This is a genomic window from Butyrivibrio sp. INlla18, assembly GCF_900103635.1.
GTDB lineage: Bacteria > Bacillota > Clostridia > Lachnospirales > Lachnospiraceae > Butyrivibrio.
This window is the reverse complement of the sequence record NZ_FMXK01000003.1, coordinates 120,499-143,959: the sequence shown is the minus strand read 5'-3', so window position 1 is coordinate 143,959 and position 23,461 is coordinate 120,499. Positions and strand designations below refer to the sequence as shown.

Genomic DNA, 23,461 nt, shown 5'->3' with positions numbered 1-23,461 from the left:
AGATCCCCCTTAAAACATTGCGTTCTCTTTGCTAAGCTTTTTTACCAGATGGTTAGTAATCATGACCAGAATAAAGCCCACTACAGACTGATAGAAGCAAGCAGCTGCGCTCATGCCCAAATTCGCTGTATTCATCAATCCTCTGTATACATATGTATCGATTGTCTGAGTCACATCGATCAATGCACCACTATTCATCGGTACCTGATAAAAGAGACCAAAGTCGGAATTAAAGATCTTTCCTACAGCAAGAATTGTAAGCGTTATGATAGTTGGAACGAGGCATGGAATAGTTATATTAATAAAAGCATGCCATCGACTTGCTCCATCAAGGCTGGCCGCCTCATATAATCCAGAATCTATCGCTGACATGTTTGCCAAATAAAGGATACAGCTTGTTCCTGTCATCTGCCATAAATGTACAAATATTAATATAAAAGGCCAGAACTTTGGCTCACTATAAAATGATATAGGATCAATTCCTAAAGGAATCAGTATATAATTGTTGATAAAACCTGTATCACCTGCAAGAACCGCGTTGACAAGATATGAAACAATGATTATTGATAATAAACTTGGGAAAAGAATAATTGTCTGATAGATTTTTCTTGGAAGATTTCCTTTAAGCTCATGCAACAGATATGCAACTACTATTGCTACGACTGTTCCAAGTACGATGAACACTAAGTTGTAAGCAATTGTATTTCTAGTCATGAGCCAGGCATCTGCACTAGAAAACAAAAATTTAAAATTTGATAACCCCACCTTAGGGCTCCTAAATATACCTCCCTTTACGGTATATTTTTCAAAAGCAAGAATCAGCCCACCCATCGGTATATAGCTATTAATAAAAAAGTATATTATCCCTGGAAGTGCCATAAGGTAAAAAGGAAAATATTTCTTGATTTTTACAAAAGCATTAGTCTTTGACATTTCATTACCTCTCGAAAAAAGACGCGGTGCAAAGTTTTTTAGCCCTAGCACCGCATCTTCTAATTAGCATTTATTTATACAACATAATTACTCTGCAAGAAACGCATCTAGCTGTGCCTGCTTTTCAGCGATCACTTTTTCAAGTCCTGCATCCTTAAGTGCCTGCACAAACTCTGGAAGATACTGCTCAGGATCAAGAGTACCAGTCTCAAGTCCAGCCTGATATTTACTGCAAACATTATCAAGCTGAGTAATCTCATTAGTTACATTTGTTGTGTCAAATGAAAATCCGAGTGCAATGGATTTCTTATCGTTTGTGTTATGTTCTACAAGAAGCTCCGGATACTCGGGGTTTTCTGTTTCCCAAAGAATACGATTGATATTAGAAAGATTTGAACCTAGATGATAGGTTGTTGATGTTGCATCTACGCCATCAGGGTATTTACCCATACCATTTTCATCAAGAACATAATGCTTACCCTCAATACCATAACTGATCAGGGTTCCAACTTTCTCGTTGGACATCCAAAGGTTCATAAATTTCATAGCAGCTTCAGGGTGCTCGGTGTTTGACATTATTGTGTAGCAGACATTGTTATAAGTTCTTGCAATCTGGTCATCAAAAAGTGTCACTCCCATTGGCTTGTTGCATGTTGTTGACTGATAAAATGCTGTGTTGAAATCAGCCTGACCTAAAGTACAAAATGCCGCGTCATTTTTGGTTAATACAGTAAATGAATCCGTCTGAGTCTGGATGTCTTTATCACAATACCCCTTCTGATACCAATCATGCATTACTTCGCAAAGATGAGCATATTCATCTGTCTCAAAAACATCTTTCACCTCTTTGTCTTTTATTGGATCCATAAGGACTCCGTAAAAGTTTCCAAGGTCATCCCATGTGCCATATTTGAAGTTAGAAGCTGTAGTTCCATTGTTCAAAACATAAGGCGTCATGTCAGGATAAGCTTTCTTAACTGCAGCAAGGATTGGTTCCCAGTCCTCAAGCTTTGTAGCTTTCTCTGCAGCTTCTGTAAGTCCAAGTTCATCCACAATGTCTTTTCTATAGATCATGCCCATTGTCCATGAATAACCTGCGTAGATAGGAATGGCGTACTGATGTCCATCAATTTCTCCACTCTTCAAGTAATCGCCTTCTCTTGCAATTATGTCTTGACCATATTCCTGGATCAGATCTGTCATGTCATAAGCTGCCCCCTGTGAAACCGCATTAAGATAGCCCCCGTAGTTTGCAAGAATGTCGACGTCTTCCGTTCCGCTGAGAAATAGCGAGTACTGTTGGAACCACTGTCCAAACTCATAAGCCTTAAACTCAACTTCAACACCAATCTCCGGAATTGTAATCTCATTTACAGCTGCCATTACTTCTTCAATGTCATCTGCCTTTCCACCAGTTGGAACAAATACTTTAATTTTCTCAATCTCCTTAGGTGCCTCAGAAGATTCGTCACTATTGTCCGATGGTGCATTTTCTTCTACAGTTCCTGTAGATGATGAACCGCATGCTGTAAGTACAGATACCGCCATAGCTGTAGATAAAATTAGTGATAAGATTTTTTTTCTCATTACCATTCTCCCTCCTATTTGATAATCTAATTCTAGTCAAACAGAGTACGTTTTTATATCAATAATAAAACCTCTATTTATATTTTCAGTACCTAATGATCTGCTTATTTTATTTTCATAAAACTAAAAATACCACAAAAATAAATAACAGCCCCAAATTTACACTTATGGGGCTGTTCTACACTTATATTCAAATCAATGAGCCCTAGGGACGAATGAGCTCTAGGGACGGAGGTTAGAGCTCATTTGTAGTAGCTGAGCAGTTCCTTCATCTCGTCAACCGCTTGCTTTTTATCATCCTCTACCTGTATTTTTTCTACAAGTGTTCTAGTGAATTTCAGTAAAGATCTATAGAGTTCTTCATCCTTGGATTCCTTGGCATAATCTAGAATTCCACAATTAACTTTTAGATTTCGCATTCCTAATATGCTGTAGCATGTGGCATATGGTGTTATTTCATCGCCAAACTTAAGTTTCTGAAGCATATCGATAAATGCCTTTAGATTGCCTCTACTATGATGCTCAGCTATGACTAAATTTGCAGAAGAATAGTTATCTCTTGTTTCCTTAATTGATATTTTGTCTATACAGTCTTTTAGATACTCTGCTGCCCACTCTTCAAGCTTTTCCTTCGGAATATGCATTTCTCTAAACTCTTCGTATCTATCTTCTCCTCGCGCCAAGAAAAATGCTGAGCAACCGTTTTTAAGATATATTCTTTTAGCCTCTTCTCGTGTCATAGCTTTACTCCTTTTGAGCCCTAGGGACGGAGGTTTAGGCTCATTTTTTGCAATAGTGAGCCTAAACCTCCGTCCCTAGGGCTCATTTCATATAGAAAGCACTTTTTTGATCTGCTTACTTGTTGCTATCGGATATACTTCCTTAACGTGCCCCTCTATCCTCTTTGCTGACTCCTTTGGTGCTTCTTTATACGCTGAAGTCACATATTCATATCCCCACAAATGCTCCGGTGTACAGTACACCGCTACTGGCCAGCCATAGGCTTCGCCTTTCTTGTTTCTACGCTGGCGGAAGTCTCGAACACACAGATAAGTCTGCATCTGCAAGTTTGTGAGAACGCCATCAAAGCCTTTTTCCCCGCCCTTACCAAAGCCAGCTTGTATTTTCATCTCATTTGAATAAATCTCTTCATCAATATGCTCTTCTGCAAATAAGTCCATGATCTTCTTTTGTCTCATGGATGCTTTGCCATCTTCCCAAAGTGCATCAAAATCATAGCCATCTCTTCTATAATTTACAAAGTAGGGAAGCCATTCTTTTGATATGAATCCAGCTTTTTTATCAAAAAATTTGCCATATGCGATTTCACCGCGACTAGCTATTATTTCTCTCCACTCCCATGGATCAACCTTAGGATCACCGCACCACCAGTACTCAGGTACAGTTCTTTCTTCAAGTGAAAAGCCAGGAATATCATTTTTAAAAAGTGGCAGGAACCCCACTTTATTAATATATGCAATTGCATCATCCACTGTATGCAGGCATTCCGGATCTTCCCACGCTACTCCATACATTATCCACGTTCCATTTTCATTTGGCATAGATTTTCCTCTTTTCGAAAATGAGCCCTAGGGACGGAGGTTGGGGCTCATTTTTCAAATTCATATTGCATTTCTTTTTTGTTCCATATATAATTCAAAAAGCTTAATTAAATACTTTTTCAATCTTATGTTCATAGGAGAATTATATGCCAAGAAAACCACGAATCATGAGTTCCACTGGCATATATCATGTTATACTTCGTTCTGTTAATCAGCATATCATTTTCGAAGATGAATCTGATTATCGCAAATTTATCTATATTTTATCAGATTGCAAAGAGAAATATAATATCGATATATATGCCTATTGCTTAATGGACAATCATGTACACCTACTACTTTATTCACAACCGGACAAATTATCAGTTTTCTTTCAAAGTCTAGGCACAAGATTTGCCATCTGGTACAACAAAAAATATTCACGTAGCGGTCATTTATTTCAGGACCGTTTCTACAGCACAATAATAGAAAGTGATCAATATTTCCTTTCTGTGCTCGCCTATATCCACAACAATCCTGTTAATGCAAACGTCTGTCGACATCCATCCGAATATAGATGGAGTAGCTTCAACGCCTATTATGATGCAAAAAATCCTTTGACCAACACATCTTTTGCATGTAATGTTGCTGGTTCAAAGGATTCTCTACACAAATTTTTTGCTAATGAAAATATCTCATCTAGCAGCTATCTATTTGATGATATCGATGAAAAGAAAAAATGCTTCGTCTCTGATAAAAAAGCTTTAGACATCTTTAAAGATGTCACTAATCTGTCTTCTACATCAGACGTTAACAAACTAAATAAGCTAGAAAGAAATGTCTATATTCGGCTTCTCCGGGATAAAGGGCTCACAGTAAAACAAGTTTCACGAATAATGGACATTTCTCAAGCAACCGTAAAAAGAATCACTAGCTGGAACGGAAAAAAATGAGCCCTAACCTCCGTCCCTAGGGCTCATTTCGGTGGCACTCATCCCCACACTTCGTCAGCGATTTCCTTTACGAGCTTAAGCTTAGCCCACTGCTCTTCTTCAGTGAGCTTGTTGCCAATTTCGCAGGATGCAAAGCCGCACTGTGGGCTAAGGCATAGTCTCTCAAGAGGCACATACTGGGCTGCTTCATGGATTCTTTCAATGACAGCCTTTTTGTCCTCGAGCTTAGGTGACTTGGTAGTTATAAGTCCAAGGACAACCTTCTTGTCATCGGACACTTTGTGAAGCGGAGCGAATCCGCCAGATCTCTCATCGTCATATTCAAGGAAAAGAGCATCTACATTTTCCTTGGCAAATACGTAGTCCGCAACTGTATCGTAAGGACCACTTGTAAAATATGTAGAATGGTAATTGCCTCTGCAGATGTGAGAAGTAATTACCATATCTGAAGGCTTACCTTCAAGAGCAAGATTATTTACCTCAAGAAGCTGAGCCTTAACTTCTTCAATATCAATTCCAAGAGCCTGATAACGCTGCTTGGCAGCATCACCAACAATAGCTCCCCAAGTACAATCATCAAACTGAAGATTGCGACATCCTGCCTCATAGAACTGCTTAATAACATCCTGATAAGCTACGCCGATATCATGAATGAGCTCTTTATTTGTAGCATAAAACTTTCTGGTCTTGTCATAGTTTGCAGGAACGATCATCTGCTGGAATGTCTGAGCTGGTGCAGGAATTGTATACTTAGCAACTGTATTCTCATCCTCAAACTGCTTAAGGAACTTATAATATTCAACAAAAGGATGGGCCTTTGCCTTGATCTTACCTACAAGATAGGTGTCATCAAGAACTGCAAGCTCTCCATTAAACTGAACGCCGTTTCCTGTTTCTTTGTGCTCAACGCCCTCAAATCCCCACATGAAATCAAGATGCCAAAAGCTCCTTCTAAACTCTCCATCTGTGATTACGTGAAAGCCAAGTTCCTTCTGCTTGGCAACAACTTTTCTGATTTCATCTTCTACAACAAGATCATACTGCTCCTTGCTGATCATTCCATTTTTATAGGCAACCTTAGCATCTTTAAGAGGCTGTGGTCTTAAAAAACTCCCAACGAAATCAAATCTCTGTGGTGTACTGATCTTTCCCATGTGAATATCCTCCAAACAAAACTTTTTAGGATATTCTATCAACAGCCTTTTTGGAAATATAATACATTTAATCCTTATATCTCCATAGTTTTAACCTATAGACAAATGTTTTTTCAAAGCTTCAACATATGTTTCACCATATCTACTTAATATCATGTTCTTCTTGGTAACAATGCCAATCCTCATCTCAGCGTCCATCTGAAGAGGCCTTGCGATTATGGCCTTTCCGTTTAATTTCTGATCTATCACACCGCTACTAACAGTAAATCCGTTAAGTCCAATCACCAGGTTAAAAAGAGTCGCTCTATCCCTGACCTGTATGCTCTTTGGGAAATCAAGCATGCTCACAAGTTCTTCTGCGTAATAAAAAGAGTTCTTTTCCCCCTGTTCAAAAACAAGATACGGATAAGGCTTAAGATCATCAAAAGTTACCAGCTCTTTTCCTGAAAGAGGGTGCTTATTACTGATAAATACGTGGGGCTTTGCAACTTTTAGTTCTTCAAATACAAGCCCACTCTTCTTAATTAATTTACTTAAAATATCTTCATTATTTTTAGAAAGATATATGACTCCCACTTCACTCTTGCCGCTAGCTACATCATCGATGATCTCGCCGGTCTGAGTCTCTCTTATTATGAAGCTGTACTGATCAGCGTCGTATTTTTTAATAAGGTCAACAAAGGCATTAACAGCAAAAGAATAATGCTGACATGATACAGAAAACTTGGGCGTCCTGACGTTATCAACTCCGAAATGTTCCTTCATATTATCTGCTTGTTCAAGAAGCATTCTGGCAAAAGAAAGAAGCTCTTCTCCTTCCCTTGTGACTACAACGCCTTTATTTGAGCGCACAAAAGCCTTAACGCCCATCTCTTTTTCAAGGTTCTGTATGGCTGCGCTAAGACTTGGCTGTGATATAAAGAGCTTTTCTGCAGCGCCAGTAATATTCCCACAATCTGCCACTGTAACTAAATATGTAAGTTGCTGTAATGTCATTCCTGTCTCTCCTTTTGAGCCCTAGGGACGGAGGTTGGAGCTAAGTGAGCCCTGGGGACGGAGGTTAGAGCTCACTTAGCTCCAACCTCCGTCCCTAGGGCTCACCCATTGAAATAATAATACTAGATTCTGCCACAAAAGTGAAATAAAGAAGTTGTTGACCTGGTGGCTACCACCGGGTTTATAACAGACGAGCATGCGTTTAAAAACTATTGAAAAAGAAACATGGATGTTAGAAAGGATTTTTTTAATGAAGAAAAGGAAGTTTTCAACTAATAGTGTTAAGACTAAGCTTATTGCTATCATGCTTTTAATAGCAATAATACCATTAACGATCGCAGTAATGATCAGTTATGTAAGTTCAACAAACAATGCCAAAGAGAATGCAAAGAGAAATCTCGACTGGCAGGCAAAATATATCGAGTCTGAGATTGACAAGATGTTTACAAAGAGCCAGACAGCGCTTACAAGTTTTGCTTCATCTCCACAGACTATCGCTTTCCTTAAGGGCGAGCTCACAGATTCATCTGTTGTAAAGAATCAGATGATCTCAATCAACGAGTCTTTTGGTGATGACAACACTATCGTAATGTCAAATACTCAGGGTATGATGGTACTGCGTTCTGATGACGGCGCATTAAAGAGCATCGCAGAGAGAGACTATTTCCAGAATGCTGTTCAGGGTAAGACATTCATTTCATCAATATTCGTAAGCTCAGTTACAAATTCAAGAAACATCTGTATCGCAGTTCCTGTTTTTGATACAGATAAAAAGACTGTTCTTGGTGTAGTTCACAAAACTTTTGATCCAAATGAGATCCACACTCTTCTTGCTGCAGAAGCTGACGAAGCTTTCCTTGTAGACCAGGAAGCTACAATGGTTGCTCACTCACAGTTTGAGATCGCAGCAGATGATGAGCCTCAAAACTTTGCTTCTTCACCATATATGACATCAAACGAAAGAACAGGTTTCTATATAAGTACAGCTAAGGGCTACCCTGTTTATGTAAGCTATGTAAAGAACGAAGCTTCAGGATATACAGTATGCGCAGGTAAGGCAGAGACAGAAGTTGTGGCTGAGGCAAGAAATGGTGCCATGCTCATCGTTATCGTAGGTCTTTTCCTCGTTATCATTGTTCTTGTTCTTTCACTTTTTGTAGCAAACAGCTTTACTAACCCACTTCTTGAGGTAAATGGCTTATTATCAGCACTTGCAAACGGTGAGTTTATTACTATAGATAAGTACACAAAGCGTGCAGATGAGTTTGGTCAGATGATCAATAACTCAAACTCTGTTGTTGAGAAGCTTAAGAGAATCGTTGGTAACATCAAAGAGTCATCTAACACAGTTAACAACTCTTCTGAGGAGCTTTCAGTAATGGCTAATCAGATTGCTGCAACTACTGAGAATGTAGCAGAGGCAGTTCAGGAGATCGCAACTGGTGCTTCTGAGCAGGCAAAAGAGGTACAGGATTCAGTAGAGAATGCTGGCCAGATCACAGTAGCTATCGAAGGCGTTCAGAGCTCAACAAACGACCTTAACGACCTTGCAAAACGCATGAAAGAAGCTTCAGAGTCATCAAGTGACTCTCTTACAAACTTCCACGATTCAAGTGCTGTTATGGCTACTAAGATCGAGGATATTGCAGAAAAGATTACAGCAACTCAGAGTGCTGTTGCAGAGATCAACGAGCGTGTTGAGGGTATCTCTGGAATCGCAGCTCAGACAAACCTTCTTTCACTTAACGCTTCTATCGAGGCTGCAAGAGCCGGGGATGCAGGTAAGGGATTTGCCGTAGTTGCTGAAGAGATCAGAAAGCTTGCTGACGATTCAGAGTCACTTGCTAAGCAGATTCACGAAGTTATGGAGACTCTTTTAACAGAGTCACAGTCAGCAGTTAAGGCTGCCAACGAGATCATCGAAGACAACAAGAATCAGCAGTTTGCACTTGCTAAGACTATCGATTCAGTTAACGGAATGATCGGAGACATCGAAAAGACTGTAACTAGCGTAGAGAGAATCTCTGGTGAGACTGATACTTGCGTAACATCAAACAAGAACGTTTCTCACTCAATGTCTTCTCTTTCAGCTATATCTGAGGAGAATGCAGCAGCTACAGAAACTACAGGTGCTTCTGTAGAGGAGCTTTCAGCTACAGTTACAACACTTGCAGATTCAGCAACAAGCTTAAAAGAGATTGCAGAAAAGCTTAACGAAGAGATAGCATTCTTTAAATAATAAGACCCGAGGTATCATTAAAGCTTTGTAAAGACAAAAAAGTATTGATGATACCTCTTTTCTTCGTCATAAAATCTAGTCACTAAAAGAGCATAGATGGTATCAAAGTTCCTAGAATACTTTTTGGATATCTTTTCCCTAAAGTCATCTACTATGGTTTCATCTATAGGATTTCTACCTACTATGTCGATCATCTGGCAGACAGCTTTAAACTTTGGTATTACTACTCCATCGTGAAGTTTCAGGAAATCAGAATACTGCTTTTCAGTTATGAGAACGTAGCAGTCAAGATCATGATTTTCACCGTTGATCACAAGGCCTGTTGTAAAAAACTGAAGGTTCTCAAAAGCCTTCTGCATAGGCATATAATCTGGATTTTTAGGATTAGTGGTATAAGGAACATAGAAGAGCTCTTCTGTTTCTGCTTCGATGATCTCTCCAAGTTGTTCCTGTGCATGACGAAAATAACTTAAATCTCTTGTTGCCTTTTTTAGCAATAAGTCATATTGTATTAATTTGTTAGAATATATTTCTATGTGGTCCTCAAGGCTTTCTTTAATCTGAGGATAGGTTAATTCAAAAATAGCATCTTTGGTATCAGATAGGGAAAACCCAAGTGATCTGTATTTCAAGATGTCTATAAGGGAACTTACATCCCAATAGCTATACTCCCTATACCCATTATCCGGATTGAAGCGCGGATTTAATAATCCAAGACGCTCATAGTGTCTTAGAGTTTCTCTGGTAATGCCAAAGATCTGGCACATGTTTTTAGTGGAGTATTTTGTATTTATCATATTAAACCTCTTAACTTGCTATATAGCTCTATTATATCGTATTTAAGAGGGATTAAAAAATAATTGAAATAATAGCGAGGTTTAAAATGGACACAAATCAGCTTATGGTTCTAGGCGAGCAGACAGGAACTTACCAGGCACTTATTGTAAGCATCAGCAATGAACTCTTTGCAATCCCGTTATCAACTATTTTATCTATAGAAAATGTGGCTGTATCTGAACTTAGCCAGGTAGACAACGACGATGTTATCTATTTAAGAGGCAAGGTCATTCCTCTTGTTTATCTCGACAGAGTATTCAACATGGAGCCATCTCCTAAAAAAGAGAATCTCTCAGTAGTTGTTTGCATGTACAACCACTCCTACTTTGGTTTTGTAGTAGATTCATTAAACGGTCAAAAAGAGATTGAGACTAAGTCTCTTGGCGTTCTTGATGACAATGACTTTTTTACAGGGGCATCAATCCTTGATGATGAGGTTGCCCTTATTCTCAATATCCCTTCATTTGTAACAGAGGAGGTGCGCAATGGCTGAACTTGCAATTTATGAGAACATAACAGAAAACGAGAAGCGCTACCTTGTTTTTGGCGTAAAAAACGAGAAGTTTGCTTTTGATATTTCAAACGTTAATAACATCGTGCAGATGGAAAAGATAAGACCTGTTCCATGTGCGCCAAAATGTTATAAGGGCGTTATCAATTTAAGAGGCGAGATTATTCCTGTAATGAGCCTACACACCAAGTTCAATCTTGGTGATGACAATATCACTCCAAACTCCAAGATCATCATCCTTAACGTTGATGAAGACAAGCAGGTCGGTGTGATCGTAGATAACGTAAAAGAGGTACTTACTATTTCTGAAGATGAAATAGAAAAGCCATCTCCTTTCCTTAAGAAAGAAGAATCAAATGTAACAGGAGTCAGCAAGGTAAAAGACTCACTGATCTCAATCATTGAAGTTAATTCAATCATGTAAACAAAAATGAGCCCTAGGGACGGAGGTTGGGGCTCATTTTGCACACAATAAGATACAGCCTGGGTTTTCCCCAGGCTGTATCTTTTCTTTTTTTCATAAAAATGAGCCACAACCTCCGTCCCTAGGGCTCATTTTTGTTTTTGTCTCTTACTAAGTACTATACTCTGGAGGAGGATAAAGAAGCACAACATACCTCCGGTTGTGATACTCTGCCACCATGGATCTTTAAGTCCACTTGATACAACGATCTTCTTGATAGTTGTAAGGGTCATGGTTCCAAAGAAAGTTCCAATTATATTACCAACACCACCAGTAAGAAGTGTTCCGCCGATGATAGATGAAGCGATTGCGTTCATCTCCATTCCTGCTGCATTTGTGGCATTTCCTGCACCTGTATGCATCATAAGAACAAATCCTGAGATACCGCTTAAAACTCCGCTTATGAGATAACTCATAAAGCGTGTCTTTTTAACATTGATTCCAAGCATCAGTGCGCTCTGCTGATTGCCGCCCATTGCGTAGAAGTTTCTACCAAGGCGGTTGAACATAAGGATCACAAATACAGTTATTACGCACAACAAGGCAATAACAACGCCAAGCTCCATTCTAGCTGGAACAAGGTTTCCGTTCTTGGCAACGTATCCAAGCCAAGGAATCTCGATCTTGGTATTTCTAAGGCTCTCGAAGGCTGCGTTGTCAACCTTCTGAGGGTTAACTGAAAGAATCGTTGTCATACCTCTTGCAAAGAACATTCCTGCAAGGGTTACGATAAATGGCTGGATCTCAAGGTAGCTTATAAGTGCTCCGTGAACTACGCCAAAGGCAAGTCCTATTCCAAGAGCTAAAAGTGCTGCTACCAGAACATTTCCGCCCTGATTGAGGTAAAGGATACAGCTCATGACTACTAAAGATGTAACGCCGCCTACGCTAATATCAATTCCCCCTCCTATCATGACGATAGTAAGACCGCAGGATACGATTATAAGACTGGCATTATCATTTAAAAGGTCGAATATCTGCTGAGCATGCAAAAATCCTCCCTGAAGGATTGCCATTGCTAAAATGTACATCACGATAAAGATACTGATGGTGATAGTCATGAGGAGCTGCGTATCTGTAAGAGGCTCTCTTCTTTTCTTAAATAAGTTCTTCATGCTGCGCTAGCCTCCTTTTTCTGAGAATTTCTCTTTTGCAAAAGCTTTCTGAACTTCTCTTTTACAACAGGCGAACCAATAACTACAAGGAGTACGATAACGATAGCCTTGTATGCCTTAACGTCTGTTGATGAAACCTTCATAGCATAAAGAGTTATAGTAAGCATCTGGATAACATATGCTCCGATGATACTGCCGCTTATCTTAAACTTGCCACCGCCAAGGCTGTTACCACCGATCGCAACTGCAAGGATGGCATCCATCTCAACGTCCAAAAGAAGTGTCTCATGGTTAATAAGTCCAAGTCTACAAACTCCGATACATCCTGCAACTGAAACGCATGCGCCCAGGAGGATAAATGAAAGGAGCTTTATAAATGTTGTGTTGATACCATTTAGCTTGGCTGCATCCTGGTTGATACCTACTGACTGAGTCAGAAGTTCAAGGGATGTAAAGTGGAAAAGAAGCTTGAACAAAATGGTCACTACTATAACTATGATAACTGGCATCGGAATTGGTATTCCAGGTGCAAAAGAACCGATTGAAGAAAGGATCTGGCTTGTAACTGTAGGTGTTGCACCACCATTTATCCAGTAAGCAATTGAACGACCGCAGGTATAGAGAATAAGTGTTGCGATCATTGGCTGAATCTTGAAAAATGCAACCAGTGAGCCGTTAAATGCTCCAAAGAGCATTGCTACAAGACATGAACAAAGGAATGCAAGAAGTACTGTTCCGCCGTTAATAGTAGAGCCTGACTTAAGTACCTTTACGAATACTGAACCTGCAATAGCTGCTGCCGCACCAACAGAAATATCCTGTCCCTTTGTAGCAGCAGTAACAAGTGTCATTCCTATTGCAAGGATTGCAAGTTCACTTGCTCCGTTGATGATACTTATGAGGTTACCAGCAAGAACTGCATTTCCATAGTTGTTATGAGTTATTGTTATACTAAAAAATCCTGGGTCTCTTATAAGGTTAAATATCACAAGGAGAGCTACAGCAATAATAGGGATTGCCAGCTGTCCAAGGCCACCTTTTAGGAATTTCCTTGAATCACTTTTCATTATGCCTCACCTCCTGCGATAGTCTTCATAACCTGAGCCTGATTAAGATCCTGACCCTTTAATTCGCCTACGATGTGTCTGTCACGCATTACGATAAGGCGAGAGCAGGTACGAAGCATCTCTTCAACTTCTGATGAGATGAAGGTTACGCTTACGCCCTCTTTTGCAAGCTTTAGTACGAGCTTCTGGATCTCAAGCTTGGTTCCTACGTCAATACCTCTTGTAGGTTCATCAAGTATCAGATAATCAGGATGTGTCAAAAGCCATCTTGCAAGGATTACCTTCTGCTGATTACCACCACTAAGTGAACCAACCGGTGTCTCGCTGCTTGCTGTCTTAATATTAAGTGCTTTGATATATTCATCAGCAAAGGCTTCTGATTCGCTTCTGCTGATAGGCTTAAAGAAGCCGTTCATTACCTGAAGTGCCAGAATGATATTCTCACGAACACTAAGTTCTGGAATGATACCATCTCTTTTTCTATCTTCAGCAAGATATCCGATACCATTTTTCATGGCGTCGATAGGACGGGATATCTTAACTTCTTTTCCTGCGATCTTGACCTTACCTGAGCTAACCTTATCTGCACCAAAGATAGCTCTTACGCTCTCACTTCTGCCAGAACCAAGAAGTCCAGTAAAGCCGTTTACTTCACCCTTTCTGATGGTGAAATCAAATGGATTTGTCGCATCACTTGAAAGATCAGTTGCTTCATAAAAAACAGGACCTTCTACAGCTTCTTTTGTATCGTCTCCTGTGAAATCTTCTAATTCATCAAGTTCTTTTCCCATCATCTTGGCAACGAGCTGTACCTGTGGAAGCTCTTTGGTCAGATACTCACCAACAAGCTCACCGTTTCTAAGAACTGTAATCCTGTCGCTGACTTCATATACCTGCTCAAGGAAATGGGTTACAAATATGATTCCAACACCCTTAGCCTTAAGGTCTCTCATAAGACCAAAAAGCATGTTAACCTCTTTGTCATCAAGAGAGGATGTAGGCTCATCAAGTATCAAAACCTTGCACTGCATATCAACTGCACGGGCAATTGCCACCATCTGCTGAACTGCCAAAGAACAGTTTCCAAGCTGCTGAGTACTTCTTGCTGGAATTCCAAGGCTCTTTAGCTGTTCGTCTGCCTTTTTTTCATAATCCCTCTGTTTGATCCACGCACTCTTTTCTCTTCCGATGAACATATTCTCTGCAACCGTAAGATTAGGACAGAGCGTGATCTCCTGATAAACCGTACTTATTCCTTTATTTTGTGCATCCTGTGGGGAGTGAATGCTGACAGCATCTCCGTCTACGAAAATGCTTCCGGCGTCCATCTGATAAACGCCTGTTAAGATCTTAATAAGAGTAGATTTACCTGCGCCATTTTCCCCCATGAGAGCATGTATCTCGCCGCTACGCAGCGTAAAATCTACATTGTGAAGTGCTCTTACCCCCGGAAAACTTTTATCGATTCCGCGCAGCTTCAGTAAGCATTCTTCCTGCATACCGCTTCCTCCTTGTGTAATAAAAGCGCAGCCCGGTTGTCATTATTTAGCAACAAGGCTGCGCCATCAGGTCTTTCTAAATAGGATTATTCACCTAAACCGTATGTGTCGATGTCGCCCTGAGTAAGAGTCTTAGCATCAAATCCCTTCTCTTCATTGATGATAACCTTTGAAGAAGGAGCCTTGCCGCTCTTAATGAGGTCGCTGATGATCTGAGCCTGGAATGGAGAACACTGTCCATCATAGTTCCAAGAACCTGCAAGGAGCTCTCTAAGTGCCCACTTGTTGCAGTCAAATCCCATAACTACTACATCACCATCAACACCATGTGTGATACCTGCTTCATCAAGTGCTGCTACAGCACCCTTAGCCATACCATCGTTCTCAGCGTAGATAACGTTGAACTTCTCACCACTGTTGATAACTGATTCAACAATCTTCTTAGCCTCTGCCTCGTCCCAAGTAGCTGTCTGCTGTACAACCTTGTTCATTGTGCCTGCTGCGAACTGAGCATCAAGAGCGCCTGTACGGCCGATCTGTGCATCAGAACCCATAGCACCCTGGATATGGATTACGTTGTACTCAGAGAGCTTCTGATCAAGAAGCCAGTTAACTGCTGTCTCACCTTCTTTTGCCATGTCAGAAACAACTGCTGCCTCATAAAGGCTCTCATCTACATCGATCATACGGTCGAAGAGATAAACCTTGATGCCGGCTTCCTTAGCTGACTGAAGAACTTCGTCCCAACCAGTTGTCTCAGCTGCAGAGATAAGGAGGTAATCAACACCCTCTGTGATGAAGCCCTGTGCTGCCTGAAGCTGCTCGTCATTCTTTAAGCTGTAGAATGCCTTAAGTTCATAGCCGTTCTCCTTTGAGAAAACTGCTTCCATGTCCTTAACGTTAGCTTCACGGTAACCAGACTCTGAAGGTGGGTTGTTAACTACACCTACGGTGATAGTTCCACCAGCTGATCCACCAGTACTTCCACCTGAAGATGCGCCGCATGCGCAAAGTGAAAGAACCATTGCAAGTACCATTACCATTGATAATACTTTAGAAAACCTTCTCATATAGTTCTCCTCCTATTATATTGGGCCCCCTGGCCATTTACTAATAAAAGGGTACAAAATTGAGGTTTTTTAGTAAATCAATATTCATTTTGGCGTGGTTAAATATTATTTCATTTTACACAAGGAAGTTAAAAATTTTTTTACTCAGGTTGATTTTGATATCGTGTGCGATATTCCGAAGGTGTCATTTTCATATTCTTTTTGAAAATATAGCTAAAATAGTGGGCGTCATTGTATCCCACATCAAAGGCTATCTGTGAGCTTCTGTGGTCTGTGGTCCTAAGGAGCTCTTTGGCCTTATTAAGTCGCAGTGAGATCAGATACTCCGTAAAGGTCTGACCATTTTGCTGTGAAAAGACAGTGGAGAATCTGCTGTTACTCATGCCAACAGCCCTGGCAACATCCTGAAGCATAAGATTTGAGTCAGTAAAGTGCTGAGTCATAAAGAGCTTAGCATCATTTATAACAGCTGAAGATTTCTTGTCGCTGGCGGAATCCCCCATTTCTCTTGTTCCAAGGATCCTTATCTTTTCGTCATCTCTTTCTACCAAAAGATGCCTAATATGCCTTGCTGTCTTGAAGCTCTTAAGGATCTGCCTAGGAGTTCCAACGATATCGCCTATTCCCGTCCAGATACCGCTGCAGCCTGCTCTTTCAAGCTCCTGCAAAAGAGCTGTGGCAGTGGAATAAACTCTCTCCTCAGCATCCTCCTGAGTATCTCCAAGAACAAGAAGCCTTGTGCCAGTCCTACTTGGAGAAGCATGAACTCTTCCAAAGCTTCTATCTGCCAGGTCTGAAGCTATCTCCTGTCCCTTATTTACAGGCTCAAAGGCTGAATCTATTACTACATAATAAGGCGCATTTATAGGGCATCCCATACCTCTTAACTCTTCAAGGGCATTGGCTGCATCCTCTTCCATGGACTCCTCTGAATATAAAGAGCCTATGAGCTTTTCTTTTACAAAGCGGTTGCCAGTCTCCATGCGGGCGCGAAGACTCTCTGCATGTTCCCTGCTCTTTCTCTCTTCCTTGATGTGGTCGCTAACTCTATCAAGAGCCTGGCGCAGATCCTCAGCATTTATAGGCTTTAGCAGATACTCTTTTACCCCAAGCTGTATACACTTTCTGGCATACTCAAACTCGTCGTATCCACTAAGGACTATGATGCTGACCCATGGCATCTGGCTTCGAAGTATGTTGCACAGCTCAATTCCGTCCATAAACGGCATCTTGATATCAGTAATGACAATATCCGGGTTTGTGTCCCTTATCATAGGAATTGCCATTTCCCCGTCTGGCGCTTCTCCCACCAGAGTATATGGACTATCGTCCCAGGGAAAAGACTCTCTGATTCCCTCTCTTACTACTATCTCATCATCAACTAGAAATACTTTCATTTTCTAAGATCCCTTCTCTGGTACGGCAAGGAACTTTAAAGCTCACCTTAGTACCGCTGCTATCACTTTCTATATTCAGTCCCTTTGGCTGATTGTAATAAAGTCTGATCCTCAGATTCACATTTACAAGGCCAAAGCCGCCAGACGACTCGCTTACTGAGTTTGGCTGACTTTTTTTCATGCGCTCCTTTAACTGCTCCATCTGGTACTGCGTCATGCCGGCGCCATCGTCCTTTACGGAAAAGACAAGCTCTTCTCCCAGAAGTCTTGCTGATACCCTAATGGTTCCGCCACCTCTTTTACTCTTAATGCCGTGGTATATGGCGTTCTCAACAAGGGGCTGCAAAAGAAGCTTCAAGATATAATAATTTCCAATCTCGTCCGGGATATCGATCTCGTATCTTAAGATATCGCGATATCTTGTCTGCTGGATCTTGAGATAACCTTCAATGTGCTTTTTCTCCTGACTTATTGGAATCCAGTCAGCGCCTGATGAAAGACTTATTCTAAAGAAATCACTAAGGGCGCTTGTTAGAGAAATTACTTCGTCCTTGTCCTCAGCTTCAGCTTTCCAGACAATGGCATCCAAAGTGTTATACAAAAAGTGAGGATTTATCTGCGCCTGAAGAGTACGAAGCTCGGCTTTTCTTAAGTTTCTCTCATCTTCAACGCTTTTTTTCATCATGGTCTCAAGTCTGTCAGCCATGGTGTTAACCTGAGTCGTAAGATTCCTAAGCTCCGTAACCTCCGTTGCCCTGATCCTGGCATCCAACGTTCCTTCTGCAAGAGACGCTGCAACCTTCTCGAGGTTTTCGATAGGCGTCCTTACGAAGGCAGCAGTTTTTTTCATGGAACGATTTCTGATCCAAAGAGCTGCAATAACAATGACTGCCTCTAGTATTGCCGTTGCGATGATGACTCCCTTTAAGGTGCCACTCATGCGGCCTGTAGAAGCTATCTCTGCAGCGATATAGTCATTTAACATGGAATCCACAAGGGTAGATACTTCCCTTATTTCCTCAAGAACTGCCTCGTTTTCCACAACTGGGACTTCAGCATTTATGTTATCCCTTATCTGGTCCACATACTTTTCTAAAGTCTTCATGGTCCTTCCGGCCACAATAAGAGATAGCCTGTTCTCCTGACCGGTCTTACCTGTAACATCATCTATGATCTCATCCACAGTGTGGAGTCTTCCATAGATCTTGCTCTTTTCGATGGTATCCCTACCACTTATGATATTCCAAGCTGTCTCTGGAATCTCTTCCGCAACGATCGGCTTTAGGCTTGCAATTGTCTCCATTCTGGAAATAGCCATACTGTACTTGCCAGCATAGACAAGCATCAAAACAAGGCTTAAGAAAATAGGCATAACAAGCATGAGCACAATTTTGTGGCTCATGTCGTTGATCTGACCGATGATACTCTTTTCTTTCTTGACCTGCTCCATACTAATATCCTCTTGGAGCTAGATCAGAGAGATCCTGCTCGTCACTAAAGAAAAGTTCATTTGGATGGATAACTTTTTCTACTTCTTCGCCATTTTTGAGCTTCTTGGCTGTATCCATCAGTTCCTGTCCCAGCATCGGTGTGCACTCAACGACGCAGTTTATTTTGCCCTCTTTAAGAACATCGATGGCTTCCTGACCGCCATCAATAGAAATTATTATTATATCCTTACCTGGAACCACCCCTGCATTCTCAATTTCAGGAAGCGCCCCAAGAGTCATCTCATCATTGTGGCTAAACACCACATCAATATCATCCCCATACTTTTCCATGAGGTAGCGCATGCACTCAGCGCCTCTACTTTTTAAAAAGTCTCCATTTACGCTCTCTACAACCTGCATTCTGGGATCTGAGCTTATAGTATCCATAAATCCAGCCTGTCTCTGACGCATAGGCGTTGAATCCTCAGTACCTGTTATCTCAACGATATGGACCTCATCCATTTCAAGGCTGTCAGCTTTTCTGATGAGATACTCACCAGCCATAACGCCTTCATTATAGAAGTCTGCGCCTATATGGCAGCTGATAAGACCTTCGCTCTTGGTACTGATATCTCTATCCACCAAAATAACCGGGATCCCTGCCTCTTTTGCCTCCAAAAGGACATTGTCCCAGCCTTCCTCAACTATTGGTGAAAAAGCAATTACATCTACCTGATAAGCGATAAATCTCCTGATAGCTGCGATCTGATCCTCCTGCTTTCTGTTTGCTATTTCCAGCATCAAACTTACGCCAGACTCAGCAGCTTTTTTCTCGATATCGCTGGTGTTCCCACTTCTCCAGGCACTTTCCGTTCCGAGCTGACTAAACCCCAATAGTAGCTCTGGACTGTGCTTCTCCTCTTCCTTTTGTCCACATCCTGTCAAAAGAGCTGTGGCCACCAAGAAAAGCGGCAGCAATGCCCTTTTCCGTATTTTTCCCCAAAACATATCTAGCCCCCATTGCTATATGTATTTATCTGTTATGATACCACATTCAGTACATAAATTATCAATATTATTGTATAATATTAGAAATGAATTTCGTCTATTCAAGAAGGTAACTGTTTACCACAATTGGGAGATTGTAAATATGAACTCAATTCTGATCGCATCAAATGTTGTAAGTTCACTTTTTCTTTTGATAATTGTCTGCAGTTTCTATCAGCTAAAAAACTTAGTTTTCCAAAAGACCAAATACTTTAGATATTGCCTTTGGGTAACCATAATAGGGCTTTTAAGTGAAGCTTTATCTTATGCTTTTGATGGTCAGCCTGGAAAAGGATATATTGCAGGAATCTTCTGCTTTTTTGCATATATAATGCTCCCACTTCTGGTTGTACTTTATGGTTTCTACGTTCTATCGATTTCTGAAGAAAGTTTCAAAAGCGTCGCTCAAAAATTCCAGCGCATAAACATTCCAATCTGTATACTTGAATTTCTTTTTATCATTGTTGGAGTTGTAACAGGATATCTGTATAGTGTAGTAAATGATTCCATTGTAACTGGCCCTTGGATTTATTATGTATCAATTTTGCCATCAATTTCATTTATATGCATCTTACCTATATCCAAGCACATTTGTAATTTCTGGGGAGTAAAAGAAAAATGGCCAGTATTTCTTGTCATAGCTATCCCTGTAGCTTCTATCGCATTTTTCTATGTCATGCACGCTTCTATCAGACAGGGATTTATTGGAGCTTCTCTTGCTCTAGCTATAATATACGTTATCATTCAGATCAAGATCATAACGGAAGCTGACATAGATGCATCCCTTTATAATGAAATGTCTATAAACGACGCTCTCACTGGCCTAAAGAACCGCAGAGGCTATATGGAGGTTGTAAATAACCTTTCAAAGGATGAGACAGTTGGAGTTGTATTTTGTGATGCAAACTCCCTAAAGGCTGTAAACGATACCTATGGTCACGAGGCTGGGGACAAGCTTATCAAGAAGCTTGCCAATATACTAAAAGAGGAATTTCCAGACGGAAATGTCTGCAGAATAAGTGGAGATGAATTTGTTTGCATCATAGAAGATGTGGTGGATAATGCATTTGCTGACAGAATGGTTGCACTTGCCTCAATCCTTAGAGACAACGATCGGATCGCATCTTACGGATTCTCAGTTGGCAAGGGTGAAAAGATCCTTGAGATTGTAAATAAGGCCGAGCACATGATGTACAACGACAAAGAACGCTACTACAAAGAAACAGGAAAGGATCGAAGACGGTAAGTTGTTGGCCTCCCGGAAGGTCGGTGATACCGGAAGGTTGTTGGTGATGCCGGGTGGTTTTTGGCTTCCCGAGAAGGGGGTTGCCGCCCTGAAGTATTTATTTATTCATCCTTCGTATTTTTGTGTTCATGGCATTAGATTTCACACTTAAAATCCTTTGAAACAAACTCGCCATAAATGGCTCAAACAGTGTTTCAAAAACAGGATTTTAAGTATGAAATCTAAAGCTCATGAACAACTAAAAATACTTAGAGATTCATAAATTAAATACTTCAGGGCGGCAACCCTTTTTTCGTAGGATTATTCATAAACCACAGAGGCCTTTACTACTCTATTTATGAACTTATTATATACACTAGTTATAAATGGAATGGAAAGAACTAAGCAAATCAATAATGAAAGTACCAAGCTAAATAGTATGTTTGTAAGTTCATTTCCAAAGTTTACGATCTTGGAACCAGCGATAGCTTTGATGATGAAGATGTGTAACAAATATATGCTAAGGCTGTTGCGGCCAAAGATCGTAAAGCCAAACTTACGTGATGGCGCAAGACCTATGAGGCAAAGTGTGATAATAAGGGCGATGGTTATCATAAAGATTCGCATCTTGATTCCGGCCATGTTGGTAACTTCTGTAGCTTCATAGGATTGAATGTATTCGTACATCTTAACAGGGATAAGTCCTGTGTAATGAGCATACACTACTGCGCTGAGGCAGGCTACGAGAGTAAGTGCCATGAGCCACTTAGGGAGCTTCTTAATAAGCTTTAGGTCAAACTTGTATCCTATAAGGAAGAATGAGAAAAAGCATATAGCTCTTGATATGGACATGAATCTGTCAGCCTTGACGCAGGTTCCAATATACAAAGTAAACAGTAATGATACTGGAACGATGAATCTTATCTTGGATAGTGCACCAATACTAACTCTCCAAAAGCAAAGGCATAACAGATACCAATAAATAAGCTGTGGGTATAAAAAATTCGTAGGTGAAGTCACATGCCAAGGTGAAAGTGCAAAAAGAGTATTAAATATAAGATAAGTTCCAAGATATTTAATTGTAATATCAGGAAGAGAACTCTTAGACTTTCTTGCGAAGTACCCTGAGATAAAAACAAAGGCTGGCATATGGAATGAGTAGATCACTGCCCTAGCTGCTCCATACATGCCTTTATTTCCATATAAATATTCTATAGTGTGGCCTAGCACCACAAGAAATATCAAGATAGCCTTGATATTATCAAATCTAGCATCACGTGCTTTCATAATATCCTCTCCAAGTTGTCAAAAGCCAACGTAAAAGAGTATACCACTTCAGATAGCAATTCTCCAAGTTCCGTTAGCAGTATTGAAATACAGCCTCACAGTCCTATACATATCAAGTATCAACACTCTGCACTCATATACCTTATCCCTACTACATACCGTCAGACCATCCGGCGTCGTATAAACATCTTTCCTCAATATCTGCCGATATCCCTTAATTGTATAAGCTTCATAGACTCCATCATCATTCATCAGCCTAAATCTCATAGGGATAATATTGCCATCTGCCTTATGTTCACAGATCACATCCACTTTATCAATTACCCTACTCATATCCCAAACTCCTGTTCGTATTGTAATTATAGAACAGATGTTCTGATATGTAAAGTATGATTAATTTCCAGTTCGTTCCTCGTACATTTCGAAGAAGGTCTTGCCTTGGTCTTTGGGGTCGAGGTCTACGTCTTTGGCGTGTTTCTTCCAGTCGCTATCTTCAGGGAGAAGTTCGTAGGCGATGTTGTGCTGTTGCCACTCAAAGGCCATGTCGTCAGGAGTTCTGTAGGACTCTCTATCTAGGCCATGGATCTGGTGCTCGTCTGAAAGAGCTTCGCAGATTATGGTTATGTCTGAGTAGCTGGTGATCTTGTAGGAATCTTTTATTTTCCAATTGTCGGTAGTGTAGATGGCGGTGAAGGTTTCGCCAGCGTAGATGAAGGAGTAGGTTCCTTTGCTGTCTACTGCGGTGAGTTGTATTTCTTCTTTGGAAGTTAAGATTCCGCGGCTACTTTCCTCTTCTGCGCTGTCCGACGAATCTGCCGCTGCAATTTCTTCCATCTTTTCTCTTGCTTCCTGCATAGCAGTAGAAAGAGCTTCTGATGCCGCTTCAGTTCCTGCCTCAATTCCCTCTTCTATTTCACCTATATCAGATAGTGTAATTTCCTGTCCACAACCTGATAAAACAAATATTAAACTTATCAGTAATAGTCCCTTTTTCTTCATATCCTGATTATACGGCATAACCTCACTATTTAGCAAAATACTGTCAATCAATTTTCACAATGAATTGTATATTTATCTTCCTTAAAAAGCTAATATTTGATATAGTGTATT

22 protein-coding genes are annotated in these 23,461 nt (G+C 40.6%); 5 read left to right on the top strand and 17 right to left on the bottom strand.

The window, feature by feature from the left end:
* Positions 1–9: 9 nt before the first annotated feature.
* The 4 genes from BLS24_RS00695 to BLS24_RS00680 form a co-directional block, all read right to left on the bottom strand.
* On the bottom strand, positions 10–933 hold the full coding sequence (locus BLS24_RS00695) for an ABC transporter permease (protein WP_091755200.1): 924 nt from the start codon (positions 931–933) through the stop codon (positions 10–12).
* Positions 934–1,020: 87 nt separating this feature from the next.
* On the bottom strand, positions 1,021–2,520 hold the full coding sequence (locus BLS24_RS00690; protein ID WP_176764291.1) for an ABC transporter substrate-binding protein: 1,500 nt from the start codon (positions 2,518–2,520) through the stop codon (positions 1,021–1,023).
* Between the two features lie 242 nt (positions 2,521–2,762).
* Positions 2,763–3,260: a hypothetical protein gene (locus tag BLS24_RS00685; protein WP_091755198.1), complete on the bottom strand. Its 498-nt coding sequence runs from the start codon at positions 3,258–3,260 to the stop codon at positions 2,763–2,765.
* Between the two features lie 87 nt (positions 3,261–3,347).
* On the bottom strand, positions 3,348–4,082 hold the full coding sequence (locus BLS24_RS00680; protein WP_091755197.1) for an AlkZ-related protein: 735 nt from the start codon (positions 4,080–4,082) through the stop codon (positions 3,348–3,350).
* A 146-nt stretch (positions 4,083–4,228) separates the two neighbouring features.
* Between BLS24_RS00680 and BLS24_RS00675 the strand changes: the two genes are divergently transcribed.
* Complete coding sequence (locus BLS24_RS00675) at positions 4,229–5,014, top strand: transposase (protein WP_091755196.1); 786 nt, start codon at positions 4,229–4,231, stop codon at positions 5,012–5,014.
* 38 nt (positions 5,015–5,052) lie between these two features.
* Here BLS24_RS00675 and BLS24_RS00670 read toward each other — a convergent pair whose 3' ends face one another.
* Both BLS24_RS00670 and BLS24_RS00665 read right to left on the bottom strand, forming a co-directional pair.
* Positions 5,053–6,168, bottom strand: a complete 1,116-nt coding sequence (locus BLS24_RS00670) for a 5-methyltetrahydropteroyltriglutamate--homocysteine S-methyltransferase (RefSeq protein WP_091755195.1) — start codon at positions 6,166–6,168, stop codon at positions 5,053–5,055.
* A 90-nt stretch (positions 6,169–6,258) separates the two neighbouring features.
* Positions 6,259–7,164 (bottom strand): LysR family transcriptional regulator, encoded by a 906-nt coding sequence (locus tag BLS24_RS00665; protein ID WP_091755194.1) that lies wholly within the window; start codon positions 7,162–7,164, stop codon positions 6,259–6,261.
* A 250-nt stretch (positions 7,165–7,414) separates the two neighbouring features.
* Between BLS24_RS00665 and BLS24_RS00660 the strand changes: the two genes are divergently transcribed.
* Positions 7,415–9,403, top strand: coding sequence for a methyl-accepting chemotaxis protein (locus tag BLS24_RS00660; protein WP_242872195.1), 1,989 nt, complete (start codon positions 7,415–7,417; stop codon positions 9,401–9,403).
* A 17-nt stretch (positions 9,404–9,420) separates the two neighbouring features.
* Here the strand turns inward: BLS24_RS00660 and BLS24_RS00655 are convergent, their stop codons facing one another.
* On the bottom strand, positions 9,421–10,200 hold the full coding sequence (locus BLS24_RS00655; RefSeq protein ID WP_091755192.1) for a MerR family transcriptional regulator: 780 nt from the start codon (positions 10,198–10,200) through the stop codon (positions 9,421–9,423).
* A gap of 86 nt (positions 10,201–10,286) precedes the next feature.
* Between BLS24_RS00655 and BLS24_RS00650 the strand changes: the two genes are divergently transcribed.
* Together BLS24_RS00650 and BLS24_RS00645 are read left to right on the top strand one after the other, a co-directional pair.
* Complete coding sequence (locus BLS24_RS00650) at positions 10,287–10,733, top strand: chemotaxis protein CheW (protein ID WP_091755191.1); 447 nt, start codon at positions 10,287–10,289, stop codon at positions 10,731–10,733.
* Entirely contained in the window at positions 10,726–11,175 is a 450-nt protein-coding gene (locus tag BLS24_RS00645; RefSeq protein ID WP_091755190.1) for a chemotaxis protein CheW, read from the top strand. The genes BLS24_RS00650 and BLS24_RS00645 overlap by 8 nt, the downstream gene beginning before the upstream one ends.
* 128 nt (positions 11,176–11,303) lie before the next feature.
* Here the strand turns inward: BLS24_RS00645 and BLS24_RS00640 are convergent, their stop codons facing one another.
* The 7 genes from BLS24_RS00640 to BLS24_RS00610 form a co-directional block, all read right to left on the bottom strand.
* Positions 11,304–12,329 carry an ABC transporter permease gene (locus BLS24_RS00640; RefSeq protein ID WP_091755189.1) on the bottom strand — a complete coding sequence of 342 codons (1,026 nt, stop codon included), beginning with the start codon at positions 12,327–12,329 and terminating at the stop codon, positions 11,304–11,306.
* Positions 12,326–13,396 carry an ABC transporter permease gene (locus tag BLS24_RS00635; RefSeq protein WP_091755188.1) on the bottom strand — a complete coding sequence of 357 codons (1,071 nt, stop codon included), beginning with the start codon at positions 13,394–13,396 and terminating at the stop codon, positions 12,326–12,328. Before BLS24_RS00635 ends, BLS24_RS00640 begins: the two co-directional genes overlap by 4 nt.
* Positions 13,396–14,895, bottom strand: a complete 1,500-nt coding sequence (locus BLS24_RS00630) for a sugar ABC transporter ATP-binding protein (protein ID WP_091755187.1) — start codon at positions 14,893–14,895, stop codon at positions 13,396–13,398. The genes BLS24_RS00635 and BLS24_RS00630 overlap by 1 nt, the downstream gene beginning before the upstream one ends.
* An 86-nt stretch (positions 14,896–14,981) precedes the next feature.
* Positions 14,982–15,965, bottom strand: a complete 984-nt coding sequence (locus BLS24_RS00625; RefSeq protein ID WP_071175745.1) for a substrate-binding domain-containing protein — start codon at positions 15,963–15,965, stop codon at positions 14,982–14,984.
* A 140-nt stretch (positions 15,966–16,105) separates the two neighbouring features.
* On the bottom strand, positions 16,106–17,362 hold the full coding sequence (locus BLS24_RS00620; protein ID WP_091755186.1) for a response regulator: 1,257 nt from the start codon (positions 17,360–17,362) through the stop codon (positions 16,106–16,108).
* Positions 17,343–18,812: a sensor histidine kinase gene (locus BLS24_RS00615; protein ID WP_091755185.1), complete on the bottom strand. Its 1,470-nt coding sequence runs from the start codon at positions 18,810–18,812 to the stop codon at positions 17,343–17,345. Before BLS24_RS00615 ends, BLS24_RS00620 begins: the two co-directional genes overlap by 20 nt.
* Before the next feature lies 1 nt (position 18,813).
* Positions 18,814–19,800: an ABC transporter substrate-binding protein gene (locus BLS24_RS00610; protein WP_091755184.1), complete on the bottom strand. Its 987-nt coding sequence runs from the start codon at positions 19,798–19,800 to the stop codon at positions 18,814–18,816.
* Positions 19,801–19,942: 142 nt separating this feature from the next.
* On the opposite strand from BLS24_RS00610, the gene BLS24_RS00605 reads away from it, so the two are divergent.
* On the top strand, positions 19,943–21,085 hold the full coding sequence (locus BLS24_RS00605) for a GGDEF domain-containing protein (RefSeq protein WP_176764290.1): 1,143 nt from the start codon (positions 19,943–19,945) through the stop codon (positions 21,083–21,085).
* 300 nt (positions 21,086–21,385) lie between these two features.
* Here BLS24_RS00605 and BLS24_RS00600 read toward each other — a convergent pair whose 3' ends face one another.
* From BLS24_RS00600 to BLS24_RS00590, 3 genes are read right to left on the bottom strand one after another with little or no spacing between them, the layout of a single operon-like run.
* The gene (locus tag BLS24_RS00600; protein WP_091755182.1) at positions 21,386–22,351 is read right to left on the bottom strand and encodes an acyltransferase family protein; all 966 of its coding nucleotides are present in this window, start codon (positions 22,349–22,351) and stop codon (positions 21,386–21,388) included.
* A 48-nt stretch (positions 22,352–22,399) separates the two neighbouring features.
* Positions 22,400–22,684 carry a hypothetical protein gene (locus tag BLS24_RS00595; protein ID WP_072701645.1) on the bottom strand — a complete coding sequence of 95 codons (285 nt, stop codon included), beginning with the start codon at positions 22,682–22,684 and terminating at the stop codon, positions 22,400–22,402.
* A 60-nt stretch (positions 22,685–22,744) separates the two neighbouring features.
* On the bottom strand, positions 22,745–23,368 hold the full coding sequence (locus BLS24_RS00590) for a hypothetical protein (protein ID WP_091755181.1): 624 nt from the start codon (positions 23,366–23,368) through the stop codon (positions 22,745–22,747).
* Positions 23,369–23,461 lie beyond the last annotated feature (93 nt).